18 protein-coding genes are annotated in these 18995 nt (G+C 59.5%); 15 read left to right on the top strand and 3 right to left on the bottom strand.

Annotation, left to right across the window (positions count from 1 at the left end; genetic code table 11):
* Window positions 1–7 precede the first annotated feature (7 nt).
* Window positions 8–1033 (bottom strand): LacI family DNA-binding transcriptional regulator, encoded by a 1026-nt coding sequence (locus A8B82_RS11025; RefSeq protein ID WP_067292112.1) that lies wholly within the window; start codon window positions 1031–1033, stop codon window positions 8–10.
* A gap of 156 nt (window positions 1034–1189) precedes the next feature.
* Here A8B82_RS11025 and A8B82_RS11030 point away from each other — a divergent pair, with 156 nt between their 5' ends.
* Genes A8B82_RS11030 through A8B82_RS11055 form a run of 6 tightly spaced genes read left to right on the top strand, consistent with a single transcriptional unit; the run spans window position 1190 to window position 7065 of the window.
* Window positions 1190–2203, top strand: coding sequence for a TRAP transporter substrate-binding protein (locus A8B82_RS11030; protein WP_067292115.1), 1014 nt, complete (start codon window positions 1190–1192; stop codon window positions 2201–2203).
* Window positions 2203–2736 carry a TRAP transporter small permease gene (locus A8B82_RS11035; protein ID WP_067292117.1) on the top strand — a complete coding sequence of 178 codons (534 nt, stop codon included), beginning with the start codon at window positions 2203–2205 and terminating at the stop codon, window positions 2734–2736. Before A8B82_RS11030 ends, A8B82_RS11035 begins: the two co-directional genes overlap by 1 nt.
* The gene (locus A8B82_RS11040; RefSeq protein ID WP_067292119.1) at window positions 2733–4010 is read left to right on the top strand and encodes a TRAP transporter large permease; all 1278 of its coding nucleotides are present in this window, start codon (window positions 2733–2735) and stop codon (window positions 4008–4010) included. Before A8B82_RS11035 ends, A8B82_RS11040 begins: the two co-directional genes overlap by 4 nt.
* 8 nt (window positions 4011–4018) lie before the next feature.
* Window positions 4019–4558, top strand: coding sequence for a VOC family protein (locus tag A8B82_RS11045; RefSeq protein WP_067292124.1), 540 nt, complete (start codon window positions 4019–4021; stop codon window positions 4556–4558).
* Window positions 4559–4565: 7 nt separating this feature from the next.
* On the top strand, window positions 4566–5831 hold the full coding sequence (locus tag A8B82_RS11050) for a ribulose-bisphosphate carboxylase large subunit family protein (RefSeq protein ID WP_067292125.1): 1266 nt from the start codon (window positions 4566–4568) through the stop codon (window positions 5829–5831).
* Between the two features lies 1 nt (window position 5832).
* Window positions 5833–7065 (top strand): four-carbon acid sugar kinase family protein, encoded by a 1233-nt coding sequence (locus A8B82_RS11055; protein ID WP_067292128.1) that lies wholly within the window; start codon window positions 5833–5835, stop codon window positions 7063–7065.
* Window positions 7066–7169: 104 nt separating this feature from the next.
* On the opposite strand, the gene A8B82_RS11060 is transcribed toward A8B82_RS11055, so the two are convergent.
* Window positions 7170–7829, bottom strand: coding sequence for a TetR/AcrR family transcriptional regulator (locus tag A8B82_RS11060; RefSeq protein ID WP_067292130.1), 660 nt, complete (start codon window positions 7827–7829; stop codon window positions 7170–7172).
* A gap of 120 nt (window positions 7830–7949) precedes the next feature.
* Between A8B82_RS11060 and A8B82_RS11065 the strand changes: the two genes are divergently transcribed.
* The 6 genes from A8B82_RS11065 (at window position 7950) to A8B82_RS11090 (ending at window position 14173) form a co-directional block, all read left to right on the top strand.
* Window positions 7950–8825, top strand: a complete 876-nt coding sequence (locus A8B82_RS11065; RefSeq protein WP_067292133.1) for a shikimate dehydrogenase — start codon at window positions 7950–7952, stop codon at window positions 8823–8825.
* Between the two features lie 10 nt (window positions 8826–8835).
* Complete coding sequence (locus A8B82_RS11070; protein WP_067292137.1) at window positions 8836–10719, top strand: bifunctional sugar phosphate isomerase/epimerase/4-hydroxyphenylpyruvate dioxygenase family protein; 1884 nt, start codon at window positions 8836–8838, stop codon at window positions 10717–10719.
* A gap of 103 nt (window positions 10720–10822) precedes the next feature.
* Window positions 10823–11818: a TRAP transporter substrate-binding protein DctP gene (gene dctP, locus A8B82_RS11075; RefSeq protein WP_067292140.1), complete on the top strand. Its 996-nt coding sequence runs from the start codon at window positions 10823–10825 to the stop codon at window positions 11816–11818.
* A gap of 72 nt (window positions 11819–11890) precedes the next feature.
* Entirely contained in the window at window positions 11891–12415 is a 525-nt protein-coding gene (locus A8B82_RS11080) for a TRAP transporter small permease (RefSeq protein ID WP_067292142.1), read from the top strand.
* Complete coding sequence (locus tag A8B82_RS11085; protein WP_067292145.1) at window positions 12412–13707, top strand: TRAP transporter large permease; 1296 nt, start codon at window positions 12412–12414, stop codon at window positions 13705–13707. The genes A8B82_RS11080 and A8B82_RS11085 overlap by 4 nt, the downstream gene beginning before the upstream one ends.
* Before the next feature lie 19 nt (window positions 13708–13726).
* Window positions 13727–14173, top strand: coding sequence for a type II 3-dehydroquinate dehydratase (locus tag A8B82_RS11090; protein WP_067292147.1), 447 nt, complete (start codon window positions 13727–13729; stop codon window positions 14171–14173).
* A 101-nt stretch (window positions 14174–14274) separates the two neighbouring features.
* Here the strand turns inward: A8B82_RS11090 and A8B82_RS11095 are convergent, their stop codons facing one another.
* Window positions 14275–14961: a GntR family transcriptional regulator gene (locus tag A8B82_RS11095; protein ID WP_067292150.1), complete on the bottom strand. Its 687-nt coding sequence runs from the start codon at window positions 14959–14961 to the stop codon at window positions 14275–14277.
* 160 nt (window positions 14962–15121) lie between these two features.
* Here A8B82_RS11095 and A8B82_RS11100 point away from each other — a divergent pair, with 160 nt between their 5' ends.
* The 3 genes from A8B82_RS11100 (at window position 15122) to A8B82_RS11110 (ending at window position 18995) form a co-directional block, all read left to right on the top strand.
* Window positions 15122–15712: a MarR family winged helix-turn-helix transcriptional regulator gene (locus A8B82_RS11100; RefSeq protein WP_067292154.1), complete on the top strand. Its 591-nt coding sequence runs from the start codon at window positions 15122–15124 to the stop codon at window positions 15710–15712.
* A gap of 414 nt (window positions 15713–16126) precedes the next feature.
* Window positions 16127–18034, top strand: a complete 1908-nt coding sequence (locus tag A8B82_RS11105; protein WP_067292156.1) for a flavin-containing monooxygenase — start codon at window positions 16127–16129, stop codon at window positions 18032–18034.
* A gap of 85 nt (window positions 18035–18119) precedes the next feature.
* On the top strand, window positions 18120–18995 hold the full coding sequence (locus A8B82_RS11110) for an alpha/beta fold hydrolase (RefSeq protein ID WP_067292158.1): 876 nt from the start codon (window positions 18120–18122) through the stop codon (window positions 18993–18995).

Genomic DNA, 18995 nt, shown 5'->3' on the forward strand with positions numbered 1-18995 from the left:
TTGCCCGTCATGGCAGGTTCTCGCGAAAATATATGTCCAGCTTCAGCGGCCTGGGATGTGCGGCGGGTTCGGAAAGGCAGCGAATGGCGCGGTCAATCAATATGTCCGGGTCCATGTCGAAAATCGCATCAACCGTCCCGTCCAGCATCGCACGGCGGGTGTCCGGCGTCAGGCCGTGGCCGATGAACACCAGCTGGGTCTGCTTTTTCTCCCGAATGGCGCGGGTGATACCACCGGACGACCCGCCGACATTGTAAATGCCGATCAGGTCGGGAACCTTTTCGAACAGATCAAGGGCGTGTCGGTAATTTTCGGCCGCATCGTCATGCCCCTCGCGCATTCCTACGACCCTCAGGTCGGGGAACATCTCGTCAAGCAGACTTAGAAACCCGGCTTCGCGTTCGGAATGGGCGCGGTAATGGCGCGATCCGGCGACCAGCGCCACCGAGCCTGTGGTGGCTTTGGCAAGCCGCCCGATCAGCAGCCCAGCAGTCCGACCCACCGCGCGGTTGTCCAAGCCGAGATGGCTGACAGCGGGCGAGTTTCCGAGATCGGACACGATCGTCACGAGCCGGGTGCCGGTCGCTGTGATTTCGGCGGCGGCGTTGCGCACCTCGGGGTGTTCGATGGCGAAAAAGATGATGCCGTCGGACCAGCTTGCGTTCTTGTGCAGCGCCTCGACCAGAGCGGCCGCATTGAAGCTTTCGATGAAGAAACACCGCAGGAACGGCGCATCGACGCCGGATTGGCCCACCCGTTCTTTGACCCGTTCGCCCAAAAGCCGCAGATAGGGGTTTGTGCCGGCAGGCAGCAGCACGGTGATGTTGAGTGGCCGTACCGCGCGATACAGCTCGGCGTCTTCTGCACTGAGATATCCGATGTCACGGGCCGCATCCAGGACCCTGACGCGGGTGCGATCCTTGACGCCCTTGCGCCGGTTTATCACGCGGTCCACCGTTGCCAGGGACACACCGGCGCGACTGGCCACCCTGGCAAGCAGCGGGCGTTCGGTGCCGCCCTCTGGCGCACTCATAACGTAAACACCTCAAAACACCTCATGCCAATTGCTTTGACGAATGGTGAACCAAAACTCTACCTTGGGTCAATACAATGATTATCGAGTGTCCGGCAGTGCGTGGGGCCGCATGCCACCTCAAAACACCTCAAATTATCTCTGGGAGGAGAACAGATGAAGAAATCGAACCTGATGAACCGTCGCACGATTCTCGCGGCTGGTGCCGGCGCATTGGCGACACCGTTTTTGCTGCGTCCGGCGTGGGCTGCGACCTCTTTGCGATACGGTCACAACAACGAAGTGTCGTCAGTAGCAGGAGCGCAGGCCGATTGGTTTGCCGAGGCGCTTGGCCAGACTTCCGGCGGCAACATCGACGTGCAAGTGTTCCCGAACAGCCAGCTTGGCAAACTACAGGAACTGGCTGAAGCCGTATCGCTGGGCACCATTGCGTTTTCGCACAACACCGCCGGTGCGTTGGGATCGCTATACCAACCCTTCGCGGCACTCGACACGCCGTATCTGTACCGTGACGTTGATCATCTGATGGCGGTGACCGATGTGGACAGCCCGGTGATGCAGGAACTGAACGAGGGGCTGATTGCCGCGGCCAACGTGCGGGTGATCTATGCGCATTACTTTGGCCGTCGCAACCTGACCTGCAACAAGGCGGTGATGTCGCCTGAGGACCTGGCAGGCACAAAAATCCGCGCCGTGCCGTTCCCGATTTATACCACCGCCGTCGAAGGCATGGGCGCTGTTGCCGTGCCTGTCGACTGGTCCGAAGTGCCGACGGCGCTGGCAACGGGTGTGGTGCAGGGGCAGGAAAATCCGGTCAATGTGGTGCTGAACGTGAAGCTCTACGAGGTGCAGTCGCATCTGATGCTGACCGGCCATATGTCAAACGCCGAAGTTGTCGTGATGAACGAGGATGCATGGCAGGCGCTGGACGACGCGGGCAAGGATGCCGTGCGCGAGGCGGCAAACCAGACACGTGAAAAGGCGACACGGGCCATTCTGGACAACGAAGAATCCGAAACGCAGCAGCTTCGCGATCTGGGCATGACCGTGATCGGCGAGGAAGACGGGCTGGACGTGGATGCGTTCCGCACCTCGGTCAAGGCATTGGTTGATGAACGGTTCGGTGCGGAATATGGCGATCTGTATACCAAGATCGCGGCCGTGTCCTAATGCCGAACGTGACGCCGGGTCGCGCATTTCTTGCGCGGCTCGCCCGTTTTGGTGTGGTGCTGGGGATGATCCTGCTGGCGTTGATCGCCGGTTTGGTTGTGCTTCAGGTTGCCGCGCGGAATTTCTTTGACGCGGGCCTGCCGTGGGCAGACGAGCTGGCCCGCTTCAGTTGCATCGCGCTGGTGTTCTTTGCGGTGCCTTGTCTGGCAGGCCGTCAGGTGCTGGTTTCGGTGTCGATGCTGCCTGACATGGTGCGCCCCGCCCTGCGCCGCTGGCTGGTGCTGATCGCGGATCTGGCCACCTTGGGCTTTGCCGCACTGATGATCTGGAGCTTTGCCGAGTTTCTGCCGCGTGCCGGCAAGTTTCTGACCCCGGCGATGCGCGTGCCCAATTGGGTGTACTACAGTCTTGCCCTTGCCGGTTGCCTGTTGCTGGCCGTGATTGCGGCCCTGCGCGTTCTGGATGCGCTGCGACAGCGTGACCCGACCGCCCCCTACCGCGATGCGCGGGATGCAGACGGATTGCCCTTATGAGCCTGATCCTTATCTCTATTTTTGTGATGCTGCTGGTCCTCGGCGCGCCGATTGCGGTCTGCCTCGGTCTGTCATCCGCCATCGTCATCGTAACCCATGGGTTACCCGTGTCGGTTGTCGCGCAACGCAGCCTGAACGCGCTGGACAGTTCGCCCTTGCTGGCGGTGCCGCTGTTCATCTTTGCGGCCAGTCTGCTGAACGCCACCGGTGTCACCACCCATCTGTTCGAGCTGGTGCGCATGATGTTTGGCCGCATTCGCGGTGCCGTGGCGCAGGTCAGCATCTTTGTGTCTCTGATATTTTCGGGCATCTCGGGGGCTGCTCTGGCCGATATTGGCGCGCTTGGCGCGATCCAGATCAACCAGATGAAGGCGCAGGGCTACCGCGAGGATTTCGCAGCAGGTCTGACCGTGGCTGCCGCCACCATCGGACCGATCTTCCCGCCCTCCATTCCGATCATCATCTATGCGTCGGTTGCCAATGTCTCGGCGGTGAAACTGCTGATTGCGGGGATCATCCCGGCGCTGCTGCTGACGGCGTTGCTGATGATACAGGTCGCCGTCATCGCACGGGTCAAGGGCCTGCCGCGGGACGACGTGCGGGTAGAACCGCGTGCGCTTACCAGAAAGGCGCTGATCTCCTTTCCTGCGCTGATGGCACCGGTCCTGCTGATCGGAGGGTTGGTCAGCGGCTATTTCGGCCCGACCGAGGTGGCTGGCGTGACGGTTGCCTATGCCATGCTGATCGGGATTTTTATCTACCGCTCGCTCAGCCTGCGCGGCATTTTGGGCGCATTGCGCGAAACGGCTGAATCAACCGCGAACATCCTGTTTGTCGTATCCACCGCCGCGCTGTTTGCATGGGTGCTGACACTGGATCAGGTGCCGATGAAAGTGTCGGGCCTGCTGCTTGGCCTGTCGGACAATCCGCTGGTGCTGCTGTTTCTGGTGAACATCCTGCTGCTGCTGGTCGGCATGGTGCTGGAAAGCATCGCCGCGATCCTGATTATCGCGCCTATCATTGCACCCGCCCTGACGGCGGCGGGGGTTGATCCGCTGCAATTGGGCATTGTGTTTGTGCTGAACCTGATGATCGGCCTGCTGACGCCCCCAGTGGGGATGAGCCTGTACATGATCACAATCATAACACGCATGCCCATCGGGCGGGTGATCGCCGGGGTGATGCCGTTTTTCATCCCGCTTCTTCTATCGCTGCTTGTGGTCTCCGCCGTTCCGGCGCTGTCGACCTGGCTGCCTGAACTTTTGATGAATTGAGGTCTGAAATGAGCAACCTTCTGGGGCCGATCCGCCAGCTTGGCTATGTGGTCGACGATATCGAAGCCGGCATGAAACACTGGTCCGAGGTCATGGGCGTCGGTCCGTGGTTCTACAACCCGCGCGTGCCGATCGAGGATTACACCTATGATGGTGAGCGTTACGAGCCGCATAATTCGGTGGCTCTGGCCAACTCCGGCGAGATGCAGGTTGAGCTGATCCAGATCCGCAATGACGTGCCGTCGATGTATCGTGACTTTCGCGACAAGGGCCTGCGCGGGTTGCAGCACATTGCCTTCTGGACCACGGATTTCGAGGCGGATCTGGACATGATGCTGGGCCGCGGCTTTACCGTGAAGATGAGCGGCTGCGTCGGCAAGAACGGCCGCTTTGTCTATTTTGCCGAACAGGACCATCCCGGCAGCTGCATCGAACTGTCAGAGGTGCTTGGCCCGAAGGGCAAGATGTTCGATCTGATCCGCGCATCGTCGGTCGATTGGGACGGGTCGGACCCGGTGCGCCCCTTCCCCGATCTTTCGGCCTCGTGAGGGTCGCATGGAAAGCGTGATCGCTGAATATCTTCTTGAGACGCCATTTCCGCTGGAAGATGTCGCCGCCATGATGGCGGGCGAGCAGTCCAGCGGCACCTTTGTGCGCGTCGCGGGCGAAACCGATGAACTGCGCGCCCGTGCGGCGGCTCGGGTGCTCTCGATCGTGCCCGAAAACGATGCGGCGGAGCCCGCGCTTTTGTCGGCCTATGTGGCGCGCAAGGGCGCGTCAGGTCCGTTCCGCCGTGCCCGCGTGCGCATCGCCTATCCGGTCGGCAATATCGGGCGAAACCTGCCGACGCTGGCCGCGACCGTGTCGGGCAATCTTTACGACATCGGTGAGATCACCGGCCTGAAATTGCTGTCGCTGGACATCCCCGGAGCCTATCGCAGCCGTTATCCGCTGCCCGCTGTCGGTGTCGAGGGCACCCGCAGAAGTCTGGGTGTCAGCGATGGTCCGATCTTTGGCACCATCATCAAGCCCAATGTCGGGATGAGATCCGAAGAGATCGCGGCCCTTGTCGATCAACTCTGTGCAGCAGGTGTCGATTTCATCAAGGATGACGAGGTTTGCGCCAATCCCGACATCGCACCGCTTGCCGAACGTGTGCCCGCCGTCATGGCGGTGGTTCGCAAATGGCAGGACCGGACCGGGCGGCGCGTGATGATGGCCTTCAACGTCACGGATGAAACCGACGCGATGCGCCGCCACGCCGATCTTGTTGCTTCCGAAGGGGGCAGTTGTGTGATGGCCAGCCTGAATTGGTGTGGCCTGTCCGGGATGGAATCGCTGCGCGCCCATACGCCGCTGGCGATCCATGCGCACCGCAACGGTTTTGGCGCGATGAGCCGTCATCCGCTGCTGGGTATAGGCTTTGCTGCCTATCATGCGCTGTACCGTTTGGCGGGGATCGACCACATGCATGTCCACGGGATCGGGGGCAAATTCGTCGATACCGCCGAAGAGGTGACAGAAGCCGCGCGCGCCTGTCTGCAACCGCTCAGCGAGGGGGGGCCGGATGATCGTGTGATGCCTGCATTTTCGTCTGGCCAGTGGGCCGGTACTTTGCCACGGACACTCGAAGCTGCCGGGAAGCCCGATTTCATGTTCATGTGTGGCGGCGGCATTCTGGCACATCCGGATGGTCCCGACGCGGGGATCAGATCGCTGCGCGAAGCCTATGATGCGGTATGCGCGGGCGAACGTCTGGATCAGGCGGCAAAGACCCGCCCTGCGCTGGCCGCCGCATTGCGGTTCTTCGGGTCAAAATGACATGACCGAAGTTGTCTTTCTGGGCGACGATTTCACCGGGGCCTCGGACAGTCTGGCCACCTATTCTGGCAGGGGTTGGCCTGCGCGGCTGGTGCTGAACGCGGATGGTGCGACGGATGGGTTGATGGCACTTGGCCTGCCGACGGATCTGCGCTCGATCCAGCCCGAAGCGGCGCTTGCAGAGATTGCGAAGCTCTGGCCCCGGGTTGCCGATGCCGACCCGCCTGTGCTGCATTTGAAGGTGTGTTCGACTTTCGATTCCAGTCCATCGACCGGATCCATCGGTGCGGTGGCGATGGATTTGATCGGGCGCTTCAAACCGGATGTGGTCGCCGTGATCGGTGGGCAGCCAAGTCTGGGGCGGTACTGCGTCTTTGGCAATCTGTTCGCCAGGGGCCCGGATGGTGCGGTTCACCGGATCGACCGCCATCCGGTGATGGGCCAGCACCCCGTGACGCCAATGACCGAGGCCGATCTGCGCGCGCATCTTGCAATGCAGGGGCTTGGCGATCTTGATCTTGTGCCCTTTACCGAATTGGGAAGTACACAAGCGCTGGCGCAAAGGATGGCGCGTGGGCCGGTTCTTCTGGATGTGGTAACGCCGAACGACCAGACCCTGATCGCCGGAGCCCTTGCACTTGCCGGTGGACGCCAGCTCTTGATCGGCGCAAGTTCGGTCGCGGAAATTCTGACCGCTGCGTCCCAAAAGGGTATCCAGCCCGAGCAAACCGAACGGCCCGTGGCGGGCAATCTTCTGGTCTTTGCCGGCAGCCGTTCGGCAAACACCTTTGAACAGGTCCGCAATGCCAGAGCTTTTAGAAAACTTCCTTTGACGCCAGACGCTCTGCTGTCTGACCAGCTGTCGCTGGAAGCCGCCCGGCTGCTTCAAGCTGGACAACCTGTGCTGGCCCATCTGATCCCGGATGCGGATTATGGCCTGAACCCCGGCGGGCTTGCGGATGCATCGGGCCGTTTCGTGGAAAGCGTGCTTGCGAAGGTCGATATCGGGTATCTGGGCCTTGCGGGCGGGGATACTTCAAGCCGGATCACGAAAAGGCTGGGCTTTGACGCTCTGGATTTCGAACGCAGTTTTGGGGCGGGCGCCTGTGTCTGTGTGGCGCGGCACAAGGCGCGGGAACGTGACCGGATGCGCGTCATGCTGAAGGGTGGGCAGATGGGACAAGCCGACCTCTTTGACGTCTTCGCAAAGAGCAGAGGATCAGCTGCGCCCTGATCGACCCTCTGCATGTGCGGGATCGGTGTTGTCGCGCTGACGGGCGTGAGATGGCCACGTTTGACGGCCTGAGGAAATTTGAGACCTGGCCCTAGTATGAAGTTTCACAAAGGGGCTTCGGGCTGCGCAATGGCTAGAATGGCTTCGACCGTCTGCTTTCTAAGGTGCGACTGGCCATCTTCGGTAAAGACATCGGCACCGAACAGCGCCGAGAAAGTGGGCCGGTTCGAGACATTGAAAAAACTTGCGGCGCTGATTTGCCAGTGCAGGGCGATGGGGTCGAGGCCGTGGCGGAACACGCCCTCTTTCTCGCCGCGCTCGCAGATCTCGCGCAGTTTGTCGATGGCCGCGACATTCAGTTTGCGAATCTTTTCAGACGCCGACAACGCTTCTGCCTGATGGATGTTCTCGATCATCACCATACGGATGAAATCCGGGTTTTCGCGGTGGTGGTCGAAGGTGAAGGCCACCAGTGTCGACAGCGCCTCCAGCGGCGGCAGGTCGCCCAGATCGAGGGCGGCTTCGCCCTCCCTGACCTTGAGATAGGCGGCTTCCAAAGCCCGCATATACAGGCCCTTCTTGTCGCCGAAATAGTAATAGATCATCCGCTTCGAGGTCTGGGTCCGGGCCACGATGTCGTCGACCTTGGCCCCCGAGAATCCGCGCGCGGCGAATTCTGATACGGCGACCGCAAGAATATCGCGCTTCACCCCTTCGGGATTCTGCGTCCATCCGCGTCTGTCGTCTGTCGTCGAATTTGTCATGCCGTCCTCTATGCGCAAACTATAGGGAAAGAAAAATGTTCTTGGTAGTACATTTGTATTTGACAAATTGTACTTTTGAGAACATTTTGGGGAAAACGTGCGATGGGGAGGTCTGTGCGAATGTCAGTAGAAGAGCACGGAATTGACGCGCCCGGTGTCGCGAGAACCTTGCGGATGGGGCTGGTCGGACGTGGGATCGGTCTGTCCCGCACACCGGCGATGCACGAGGCAGAGGCCGCAGAGCAGGGTCTGGATTGCCGCTATGATCTGATCGACTCCGACGGGCAGGCAGGTATCCAGTTGTCAGACATCCTTGATACTGCCGAGGCTGACGGGTTTGCCGGGCTGAACATTACCTATCCCTACAAGCAGGATGTGATCAGCCTGTTGGACGAGATTTCAGATGCGGCGCGGCGGGTCGGCGCGGTGAATACGGTGGTTTTCAAGGACGGCCGCCGTTTCGGTCACAACACCGATTTCTGGGGTTTTGCCGAGAGTTTTCGCCGTGGCTTGCCAGATGCGCCGCTCGAAACGGTTCTGTTGATCGGTGCTGGCGGGGCAGGCGGGGCCGTCGCCCACGCGCTCAGCGATCTGGGCGCGCGCTGCATCCTGATTTCAGACACCCGGATAGACGCCGCCGAAGCCTTGGCTGCTGCGGTCTGTGCTGCCGGGGGGCAGGCCGAGGTGGCACCAGATCTGGCCGGGGCTGCTGCTCGGGCCAATGGCATTGTGAACGCGACGCCGATGGGCATGGCCAAGCTGCCTGGCACGCCGTTCGATGTGGCCTGTTTGCGCGCCGATCACTGGGTGGCGGATATTGTCTATTTTCCGCTGGAAACCGCGCTGCTGAAGGCGTCGCGCGCGGTCGGCTGCCGGACCTTGCCGGGCGAAGGCATGGCGATTTTTCAGGCGGTGCGTGCCTTTGAACTGTTTACAAGACTTCCCGCCGATCCTGACCGGATGCGCGCGACTTTCCGCAGTTTTGGCGCAGAATGAAGGCAGGGATATGAAAACCGGCATCGCCACAGTTTCCATCTCCGGCAACCTCGAAGAAAAGATCGAGGCAATTGCTGCCGCCGGTTTTGATGGGATCGAGATCTTCGAGCAGGATTTCATCGCTGACATCCGCACGCCGCGTGCAGTCGGAGAACGTATCCGCGCCGCAGGTCTTGAGGTGATGCTGTTCCAGCCGTTCCGTGATTTCGAAGGGTTGCCACAACCCTTGCGTGCCAAGGCATTCGATCGGATGGAGCGCAAGTTTGACGTGATGCAGGAGCTGGGCTGCGATCTGGTGCTGGTCTGCTCATCCACCCATCCCAAGGCGCTTGGGGGCATTGACCGCGCGGCGGCGGATTTTGCCGAAGTGGGCAAACGTGCTGCGGCGCGGGGCTTGCGCATCGGATACGAGGCGCTGGCCTGGGGCACCCATGTCAACGATCACCGCGATGCCTGGGAAGTGGTGCGTCGGGCCGATCATCCGAATGTCGGCCTGATCCTTGACAGCTTTCACACGCTGGCCCGCGGGATCGACCCCGAAACCATCCGCCGTATTCCGGGCGACAAGATTTTCTTTGTGCAACTGGCGGATGCGCCGCGCATCGACATGGATCTGTTGTACTGGTCCCGCCACTTCCGCAATATGCCGGGCGAGGGCGATCTGGCCGTCACCGACTTTATGCGAGCGGTGATGGCGACAGGCTATTCCGGGCCTGTCAGCCTGGAAATCTTCAATGACCAGTTCCGCGGTGGCAGTCCGGGCACCGTTGCGCAGGACGGGCACCGATCGCTGATCGGGTTGATGGACGATGTGCGTCGCGCCGAACCGGATGTGGCCGTTGGTCTGCCCGAACTGCCGGGCCATGTCCCGGTCAAGGACACGGCGTTTGTTGAATTTGCATCCCGTGGAGAGGGTCTGGCCGCTCTTGAAACCTTGCTGCAAAGCCTTGGTTTCCGCCAAGCAGCGCGGCATGTGTCGAAAGATGTGACGCTGTGGCATCAGGGGGGCATCCGTATCGTGTTGAACGCGGAGACCGAGGGTCACGCGGCAAATGCCTGGAACGTGCGCGGGACAACCGTGTGCGATATCGGGCTTTCTGTCGCGTCTGCCGAAGACACTGTGCAGCGCGCCACGGCGCTTGGCGCGAAACCGTTTTCGCAACCCCTGGGGCCCGGAGAATTGCCGATTCCGGCGATCCGTGGATTGGGCGGCAGCGTGATGCATTTCATTGATGACGGACGCCTTGCCGAGGTGTGGGACATCGAATTCCAGCCTGCTGCCCCGGCAGAGGCAGATGCGGGGCTGACGCGCATCGACCACATTGCACAGACCATGACCTATGACGAGATGCTGTCATGGTCATTGTTCTACACCAGCCTTTTCGACATGCAAAAGGCGCCGATGGTGGATGTGGTCGATCCCGATGGGCTGGTGCGCAGCCGTGCGCTGGCGACAGATGACGGCAGTTTCCGCATCACGCTGAACGGTGCCGAGACGCATCGCACGCTGGCTGGTTCATTTCTTGCCGAGGGGCTGGGGGCGACGGTTCAGCATATCGCCCTGGCCACCGATGACATCTTTGCCACCGCCAGGGCTTTGCGCGATGCAGGCTTTCCGGTTTTGCCCATATCACCCAACTACTTCGATGATCTGGCCGCGCGGTTCGACATTGCCCCCGAGGTGATGACCCGCATGCAGGCCGAGAATATCCTGTATGACGCAGACGACAGCGGCGAATTCTTCCAACTGTATTCGCAGCCCTTCGCCGGTCAGATGTTCTTTGAGGTGGTCGAGCGTCGCGGCGGCTATTCGGGATACGGTGCGCCAAATGCGCCTTTCAGGATCGCCGCGCAAAAGCAGTTTCGAAAACCCAAGGGGATGCCCGCCACCTGAGCAGACCTTGGGAAATAAAACGTAGGACATTTATGGTTATATCATATAGAAGATTGTTTGAAGACTTGGCCACTTCTGGCCGCCGTCATAAGGGAGGAGACCAATGACACATCTAACCCGCCGGACCGCACTTGCGGCCACATTCGCTGCCACAACCATGCTTTCGGGCCTTGCTGGTTCAGCATTCGCGCAGGAAAAACCAACCCTGCGCCTAAGTTCCGTCGTATCGGAAAACGACATCCGCGCCGAAGCTTTCGCTGAGATTGCCGATGCGGTGTCGGATCAATTCGACATGCAGGTGTTCAACGGGGCCACATTGGTCAAACAGGGCACCGAGCTGACCTCGATCCAGCGCGGCAACCTTGAAATGGGCCTGATCGCACCGCAAACCATTTCTGAACAGATTCCGGAATGGTCGATCCTGACCTCGGCCTATCTGTTCAGCGACGCCGACCACCTGAAAGCGACTTTCAAAAGCGATGTTGGCGCGCAGCTTCTGGCGCTGACAGAAGAAGCCGGCATTCACGTTCTGGCACCGGTCTATTTCGGCACGCGGCAGGTGAACCTCGCCCCCGAAAAAGAGGTCATGAAGCCCGAAGATCTGAACGGCGTAACGCTGCGGATGCCCGGTGGCGATGCCTGGCAGTTCCTGGGTGAATCCATCGGTGCCAGCCCGACGCCACTGGCCTATGCGGAGGTGTACACCGCCCTTCAAACCGGCGCGATTGACGGTCAGGACAACCCCCTGCCGAACGATTACAATATGAAGTTCTACGAAGTGACCAGCCAGATCGTTCTGACCGGCCACCTTGTCGGCTTTGACGTGCTGGCGATCAGCGCGGAGCTGTGGAGCGGATTTACGCCCGAGCAGCAAGAAGCGCTGCAATCGGCAGTGGACACAGCCATCGACAAGAGCACCCAGCGTCACATTGACCGCGAAGTCGAGCTGATCCAGTTCTTCAAGGACGAAGGCCTGAAAGTATACGAACCCGACCGGATTGCTTTCCGCGACTATGCGCAGAAGAAATATCTGGAATCCGAGTTTGCGCAAAGCTGGCCCGAAGGCATGATCGACGCGATCAACGCACTGGCTGACTAAACCCTTTGCCACATCAGCTTGGTGTGGCCCGCGTTTGCGGGCCACACTGACTGACCATTGCGGAAAGAAACGATGCCCTCTTTTACCCGTCTCAAGCAAGTTGCTCGTGTGTTGGCTGACGCGGTTCCCGCGATCCTGCTGGCTGCGATGTTCCTGTGTTTCATCATTCAGGTACTGATGCGCTATGTCATGAACACTCCGGTTGGCTGGACCGTGGAGGTGTGTGTGATCGCATGGCTGTGGATCCTGCTGTGGGGACAGTCCGTATCGGCACGCGAAGAGGATGAGATCCGCTTTGACATTCTGTACGGCAGCGTCTCGCCTGCGGTACGGCGCTGGTTCCGCATGGTGTTCTCGGTGTTTCTGGTGGGCATCTACGCGTGGTCGTTGCCAGCGCTTTGGGATTTCGTGACCTTCATGAAAATCCAGAAAACCTCTTATCTCGATATCCGCTTCAACTGGGTCTACGCCATCGCACTGGTGTTTTCTGTCGTGTCGATCATCCGCTACCTGTGGGTGTTCTGGACCGCGGCGCAAGGACACGATGCGCCCGAGGCCGGAGCGGATGCGGTCGTACGCAAGGATCTTGTTGAATGAGCTGGGAATTTGGGGCCTGCGTGGCCGTTATTCTGATGACTGCAATCATCGGCCTGCCCATCGGGCACGCGATGCTGGCGTCCTCTGTTTTTTATCTGCTGCTGCAAGGGCACGACATGTCCATTGCATTCGAGCAGATGCTGACCGGGCTTTACGGCTCTTATGTTCTACTGGCTATTCCGCTGTTCATCTTTGCCGCCGATCTGATGAACGTGGGGTCGCTGTCTGACCGCCTGCTGGATTTCTGCCGGGCGCTGGTCGGGCGGTTCCGGGGCGGGCTGGGCCACGTCAACGTGGTGTCCTCACTGATCTTTTCGGGCATGTCCGGATCAGCCATCGCTGACGCCGTGGGCATGGGCCGGATCATCATCAACCTGATGACCAAGGACGGCAAATACCCCGGTGCCTATGCCGGCGCGATCACCGCCGCTTCGGCCATCATCGGACCTATCATTCCGCCGTCGATCCCGATGGTGCTGTTTGCGCTTGTTTCCGACACGTCGATCGGATTCCTGTTTCTGGCGGGCGTCGTGCCTGGTCTGATCCTTGGTGTCCTGCTGATGGTGATGAACGCATGGCAGGCCCGCATTTACGATTATCCGGTCGACGATCCGGTGCCGCTGCGCGATCTGCCGCGCATTACACTGCGCGCTGTTCCTGCATTGTTGATGCCAGTGATCTTGCTGGTGGGTATCTACGGCGGCATCACGACACCGACGGAAGCTGCGGCGATGGCGGCACTTTATGCCTTCCTGGTGTCCACGGTCTTTTACCGTTCGGTGTCGCTGCGCACGGCCTATCAGACGGTACGCAACAGCGCCCGTTCGACGGCCAGCGTCGGCTTCCTGATCGCGGGGGCATTGGCATTCAACTATGTGGTGACCATCGAACAGGTTCCAAACGTCATCCGCGACGCATTGGGGGACCGTGAACTGACGCTCATGTCGTTCCTGCTGATGGTCAACGTGTTGCTGCTGCTGCTGGGTTGCCTGCTGGAAGCGAATGCGATCCTGTTGGTGATTGTCCCGATCTTTCTGCCGACGGCGGTTGCGCTTGGTGTCGATCCGGTCCATTTCGGCGTCATTGTAGTGGTCAACACCATGATCGGGCTGGCCACACCGCCCTACGGATTATTACTGTTCGTGGTCACCTCAATCACCAAATCGCCGATCCGCGACACCATCCGTCACCTATTGCCTTTCCTCGCCATCATGATTGCAGGGCTTGCGATCATCACCTTTGTCCCCGACCTCGTGCTGTGGTTGCCACGGCTGTACGGGTACAAAGGGTGACAGTGAACCGGAGCTTTCCATGCCTGACACCATCCTGATCATCAACGGCCCCAACCTCGACATGCTCGGCACCCGCCAGCCCGAGGTCTACGGCCATGATACGCTGGCCGATGTCGAAGCGCTGTGCCAGCGTATCGCCGGGGAAGAAAGCGTAGACATGGATTTTCGCCAAAGCGACAGCGAGGCGGAAATCATGGGCTGGATCAAACAGGGGCGCGGCATGACCGCGGGCCTGCTGATCAACCCTGCCGGGTTTACATCGACGTCGATTGCCATTCTGGACAGCCTGCTGATCTATGATGCGCCCATTATCGAAGTCCACATTTCGCCGCTGTTCCGCCGCGATGAATTTCGACACCTGTCTTATGTGTCAAAAGCGGCGACAGCAAAGATCGAAGGATTCGGTGTGCGCGGGTACGAGTTTGCCATCCGGAAACTTGCGGAACTGGCCAGAGCGCGGGGTTAGCCTTGTCCTCGTGTAGCTGGCGCAGTTCAGGAGGCCGGACATGCGCCTTCCAGTCTTGCGGTGATGCTGCATTTCGACGATTGCAAAGGCGACACCGCCGATCAGTCGAAACGCCCTGTGCTCATGACGTGATCGAACCCACTTTGGATATGTCGCTGCAACAGGGTTACAGCACCGTCCGCGTTGCGTTCAATCACCAGATCTCGCAGCGCATTGTGGTCGTCCACAACGCCTTGCCCGCGAAAATTCATCGCCAGCATGTGATACCGGACGAATCTGTCAAAGATTGACGCATGTGTCTTCATCAGCACCGGCTGGCCGCAGGCCGCGATGGTTGCGTAGTGAAAGCCCCAGTCGCACGACACCCATTGATCAACACCGCCCTCATTTCCCGCGATATGGTTCCGTTCGGCCACCGCCAGTTTGTAATGCGCGGCCACCACCGAGGCTTCCCATTCGATGTCGCCCTGACCGATAGAGGCCCGCAAGGCATGTGTTTCAAGCAACATGCGCAGGGCCGCAAGTTCGCGGAACTCGGCACCGCTGACACCTGCGACACGAAACCCGCGCTGACCCTCTGCTGTGACCAGTTCCTCGACCGCGAGCCGGTTCAGAATTTCGCGCAAGGTGGTGACGCTGGCACCGTAAATTTCCTTCATGCGGTCCAGCTTGAGTTTGCTGTCGGGCAAAAGCTGGCCATTCACGATGTGCGAACGGATGCGCCGATAGGCAATTTCGCCTATCGTGTCACCGGAACGCTCTTGTGTTTCGAACCTGAAATTTTCCATCGGTGATCAGTATATTGTGCAATTGGCGCCGCCGTTAGTCTTAAACTGGCTGATCAGGGAAGATCTATACTGACCAAAGTGATTGTCCCATAACCGGATCGTTTATCTTTATTATCAAGACAGGCTATTGCATCATCGAACCAAACCTAAAGGAATCTACATGAACGACAAGACTATGCCCGAGCTGATTTCTGATGCTTGGCGGCGGGAAAGACCGGACCTGGCGAACACTGGTGTGCCACTGACCTTCAGATTGCGCGCGCTTGCGATCGAGATCGACCATGTTGTCGCTGAGATCGGGATTCGGGAAGGTATCCGCCCCGAGGACATGCTGCTGATCTTTTCAATGCGTCGCGTCGGGCGACCCTATTGCCTGCGGCCGACTGACATTTACGGGATTCTCAATATCACGTCAGGTGCAGCGACCTACCGGATCGACAGGCTTGTCAAACAGGGCATCGCCGAGCGGATAGCCGATCCGAATGACCGCCGCGGCTATCTGCTCTGCTTGAGTGAACGCGGCGTCGAGACGGCCGACCGGGCTGTCAAAAGTCTGGCGGAAACCACCGAGCGTGCGCTTGCTGGGGCGGGGTTAGATCCTGTCGGAATTGTCGCATTGGAAGCGACGCTGGGTCAGCTCGAACATGGGTGGGAGCAAGTCATTCCTTTTGAAGAAAACCCCTTGGCGCGACGTGTCCTGAAGCCTCGGACCAAACAACCACCAGCGGTCAGTACAGACGATATACCTTAATTATAAAGTTACTTGACAGCTAAGATATAATACACCAATTTCCCAACGTGGGCCGACTCGGGGATATGCCCGGTCGGCCACAGATTATCTGCGTGCAATTTGCGCGGGGGATTGTCTTGGGAGGACTGGAATATGGACAAGCGTCGAAATCATGCGCGGGTGTTTGATCAGCGCGGCCCACTGTGCGTGGCGCATTGGCCCGACGTTGCTTCGAGCGACGCGTGCGCTTCACCTCGGACCCATTGTGCGTTCCAGGTTGTAGGGCAAGCCCGACATTCCCGTCGATAAGTCTGGTTCTTTGCAATGAACCCCCATTCCTCTCTCCGTTCCGCGAACAAATCGTCTGACGCCGATCTGCGGCGTGACCAAGAGCTCGAAAGTCGCGCATCAGGGCATCATTCAGGAGTTTCAAAAGTGAGCATCCCGGAAAATTTGAGAAAATACGTCGAGGCTGGCGAGGTGATTCCGCTGTTGTGCGCCCTTGCTGAGTCCAGCGGCGACAGAAGCCTGCTCGACGATAGTTTCATGCCCCATTTAGATGCGGAACTGATCACGGTTCCGGCTCATGGGGGCCTAAGCGAAATGGCGGTCAAGGCCGCGCGTGAACGTATCGCTGTCACCCTGGAGAAGCTTCTGGAGAACGGCGATGTTGGGTCGAAGATTCCAACGCAGGAAATCATTCAATTCATGACCGCTGGTTCGCAGGAATATGCGAAACTCATGCAGGATGAATTCGGTGACGAGGCCGATTGGCCGACCTGGCAGAAGTCGGAGATTGCCCCTGACAGAAAATTCCGGGTTGGGATTATTGGCGCGGGTCAATCCGGCCTGGCGATGGCGCGCGAATTGAAGCGTGCCGGTGTGGATTTCGTCTTGTACGATCGCAATGAAGGCGCTGGCGGCGCGTGGTGGCAGAACACCTATCCGGGTTGCCGGCTGGATACAGGCAGGCTTGCCTACAGCTATTCGTTCGCGCAGCGGAAGGATTGGAGCCATTTCTTTACCAGGCAAGAGGATCTGGTCCGCTACTACAATGATTTCGCGTCCGACCAGGGTCTGAACGACCATATCGAGTACAATAGTCAGGTCCTGGCCGCGCAGTTCCAGCAGGATGACGCCAGCTGGTGCCTCACCATTCGCGATCTGGCGAGTGGTGCCGAGCGTAGCACGACAGTCGACGTACTGATCAGCGCGGTTGGCGTCCTTAATCAGCCAAAAATCCCAAAAATCACGGACGATCACCGCTTCAAGGGAGAGACTGTCCACTCGGCGCAATGGCATAGCGGGATCGACGTTAAGGGCAAGCGGGTCAGCATCATCGGGACCGGGGCCAGCGCCTATCAGATTGCTCCGTCGATTGTTGACGAGGTGGCTTCATTGGCGATTTTCCAGCGCAGCGCGCCCTGGATGCTGCCAACGCCGACCTATCACGACGAGGTCTCTTCCGAGGCACTTTGGCTGTCAGATGTGCTCCCGACCTATCACCGCTGGCAGCGTCTTTGGGAGTTCTGGCATTCGACCATCGGAAAATACGCGCTGACTCAGGCCGATCCTGACTGGCGTGAGCCGGGATCAGTTTCAGAGGCCAATCAAAGGTTCCGGGCGAGCCTTGAGGCGCATATTCGACGCCAGTATGAGGCCGACGACCCGCTCGCGGAACGTGCCATACCGGCGTATCCCGTCGGCGCCAAAAGGATGCTGCGCGACAATGGTGTCTGGGCCCGCACGCTGCGATCGCCGCATGTCTCGCTGGTGACAGACGGGATCGCCCGTTTTGACAAGGATGGCATCGTCACAAACAGCGATGAGCACGTCCCGAGCGACCTGATCATCTACGCCACTGGCTTCAATGCGACGGATTTCCTTGGCACATTCGAAGTTCGGGGCCGGGATGGGCTTTTGCTGAGCGAATTCTGGGGAGACGAGCCGCGCGCCAATCTTGGTATCACGGTTCCGGGGTTCCCCAACCTGTTCTGTATCGGAGGACCGAACACGTCTCTGGTCGCGATTGGAAGCCAGACCTTCATACATGAGTCCGCTGTTCGCTACATCAACCAGTCGATCAGAGCATTGCTGGAGGAGGGGGCCGCCTGTGTCGAACCGACGCAAGAGGCATACCAGCAGTTCGCGCGCTGGGTCGATGAAGGCAATCGCAAGATGGCCTGGGGCGCGGCTGAAGTGAACAGCTGGTATCGCAACAGCCGTGGGGTCGTGACGGCGAGTTGGCCGTATTCCTTGCTGACATATTGGCAAATCACGCGCGACGTCGATCCCGGAGAGGTCGTCTATTCCGGCAATGTCCAGGTGGCGATGAGCACTTGAACGCAAGCCTGTTGACCAAACTTCCCGCTCGGATCGGTCGGGTTCTTCGGGCGGTTGAACCACAGACAACAATACGGATCTTGATATGCTGAAAGAACACAACATTAAGCTCGGACCGGTGCGCACGCGCTACTTTGAGGGTGGCAAGGCCGACGCGACGCCCGTGGTTTTGATCCATGAAGGCGGGTTCGGTGGCGATGCGCTCAACAGCTATGGCAAGCTTGTTGCGCATCTTGCGGACGACTACCGCCTGATATTGCCCGAAATGCTGGGATTCGGCGGGACAGACAAAGCTGTTTTCTTCGGCGAAAATCCTTATGAGCCCCGTCTGCGCCATTTGGCGGCCTTCTTTGACGCGATTGATCTCGGGAAGGCGCATTTCGTCGGCAACTCCTTTGGCGGCGGCATGGTGCTGCGGCTCAGCCTCCGCTCCGAGACGGCATGGCGCATGCTGTCGGCAACCAGCATTTCCGGCACTGGTGGACCGTTTCGAACGCCCGAGGGCATTGCCGGTGCCTTCGACTATGAACCGAGTATCGAGGCGGCGCGGCAGCTCGATTCCTGGGTGCTGGGCACCAATTTCGGAGATGAGGCGCATGCCCGCGACCGGTTCGACAGCAGCATGCGTCCGGGCCAATGGGAATCCATGGCCGCGCCACAGTTGCGCAATCCGGCTCTGACCGACAAAGACAAGGTCGCCAAGTGGGACCTGCCTGACGGCCTGTCCCTGAGCCAGACCCGCACGCTCCTGATTGCTGGCGCCAGGGATCGGATGCTTGAAAAGGGCTGGGAAGAAAAGCTCGCTGCCCATCTGAAAGACGGGACCACCGTTCGGGTCGATGCTGCGCATTCTCCAAATATCACGCACCCCGAAGCGACAGCACAGATCCTGCGTCGGTTCTTCGAGAATAACCTTCAGCCCTCGGCAGGGGTCAATTCCGTTTTTGAAGGAGTGAACTGA

It is taken from the genome of Sulfitobacter sp. EhC04, assembly GCF_001650875.1.
GTDB lineage: Bacteria > Pseudomonadota > Alphaproteobacteria > Rhodobacterales > Rhodobacteraceae > Sulfitobacter.

Coding starts and splice junctions, on each gene's coding strand:
- A8B82_RS11040 (WP_067292119.1), top strand. CDS start 2,733: ATGAGCCTGATCCTTATCTCTATTTTTGTGATGCTGCTGGTCCTCGGC.
- A8B82_RS11080 (WP_067292142.1), top strand. CDS start 11,891: ATGCCCTCTTTTACCCGTCTCAAGCAAGTTGCTCGTGTGTTGGCTGAC.
- A8B82_RS11100 (WP_067292154.1), top strand. CDS start 15,122: ATGAACGACAAGACTATGCCCGAGCTGATTTCTGATGCTTGGCGGCGG.
- A8B82_RS11030 (WP_067292115.1), top strand. CDS start 1,190: ATGAAGAAATCGAACCTGATGAACCGTCGCACGATTCTCGCGGCTGGT.
- A8B82_RS11065 (WP_067292133.1), top strand. CDS start 7,950: ATGTCAGTAGAAGAGCACGGAATTGACGCGCCCGGTGTCGCGAGAACC.
- A8B82_RS11055 (WP_067292128.1), top strand. CDS start 5,833: ATGACCGAAGTTGTCTTTCTGGGCGACGATTTCACCGGGGCCTCGGAC.
- A8B82_RS11070 (WP_067292137.1), top strand. CDS start 8,836: ATGAAAACCGGCATCGCCACAGTTTCCATCTCCGGCAACCTCGAAGAA.
- dctP (WP_067292140.1), top strand. CDS start 10,823: ATGACACATCTAACCCGCCGGACCGCACTTGCGGCCACATTCGCTGCC.
- A8B82_RS11050 (WP_067292125.1), top strand. CDS start 4,566: ATGGAAAGCGTGATCGCTGAATATCTTCTTGAGACGCCATTTCCGCTG.
- A8B82_RS11060 (WP_067292130.1), bottom strand. CDS start 7,829: ATGACAAATTCGACGACAGACGACAGACGCGGATGGACGCAGAATCCC.
- A8B82_RS11035 (WP_067292117.1), top strand. CDS start 2,203: ATGCCGAACGTGACGCCGGGTCGCGCATTTCTTGCGCGGCTCGCCCGT.
- A8B82_RS11045 (WP_067292124.1), top strand. CDS start 4,019: ATGAGCAACCTTCTGGGGCCGATCCGCCAGCTTGGCTATGTGGTCGAC.
- A8B82_RS11110 (WP_067292158.1), top strand. CDS start 18,120: ATGCTGAAAGAACACAACATTAAGCTCGGACCGGTGCGCACGCGCTAC.
- A8B82_RS11090 (WP_067292147.1), top strand. CDS start 13,727: ATGCCTGACACCATCCTGATCATCAACGGCCCCAACCTCGACATGCTC.
- A8B82_RS11085 (WP_067292145.1), top strand. CDS start 12,412: ATGAGCTGGGAATTTGGGGCCTGCGTGGCCGTTATTCTGATGACTGCA.
- A8B82_RS11095 (WP_067292150.1), bottom strand. CDS start 14,961: ATGGAAAATTTCAGGTTCGAAACACAAGAGCGTTCCGGTGACACGATA.
- A8B82_RS11025 (WP_067292112.1), bottom strand. CDS start 1,033: ATGAGTGCGCCAGAGGGCGGCACCGAACGCCCGCTGCTTGCCAGGGTG.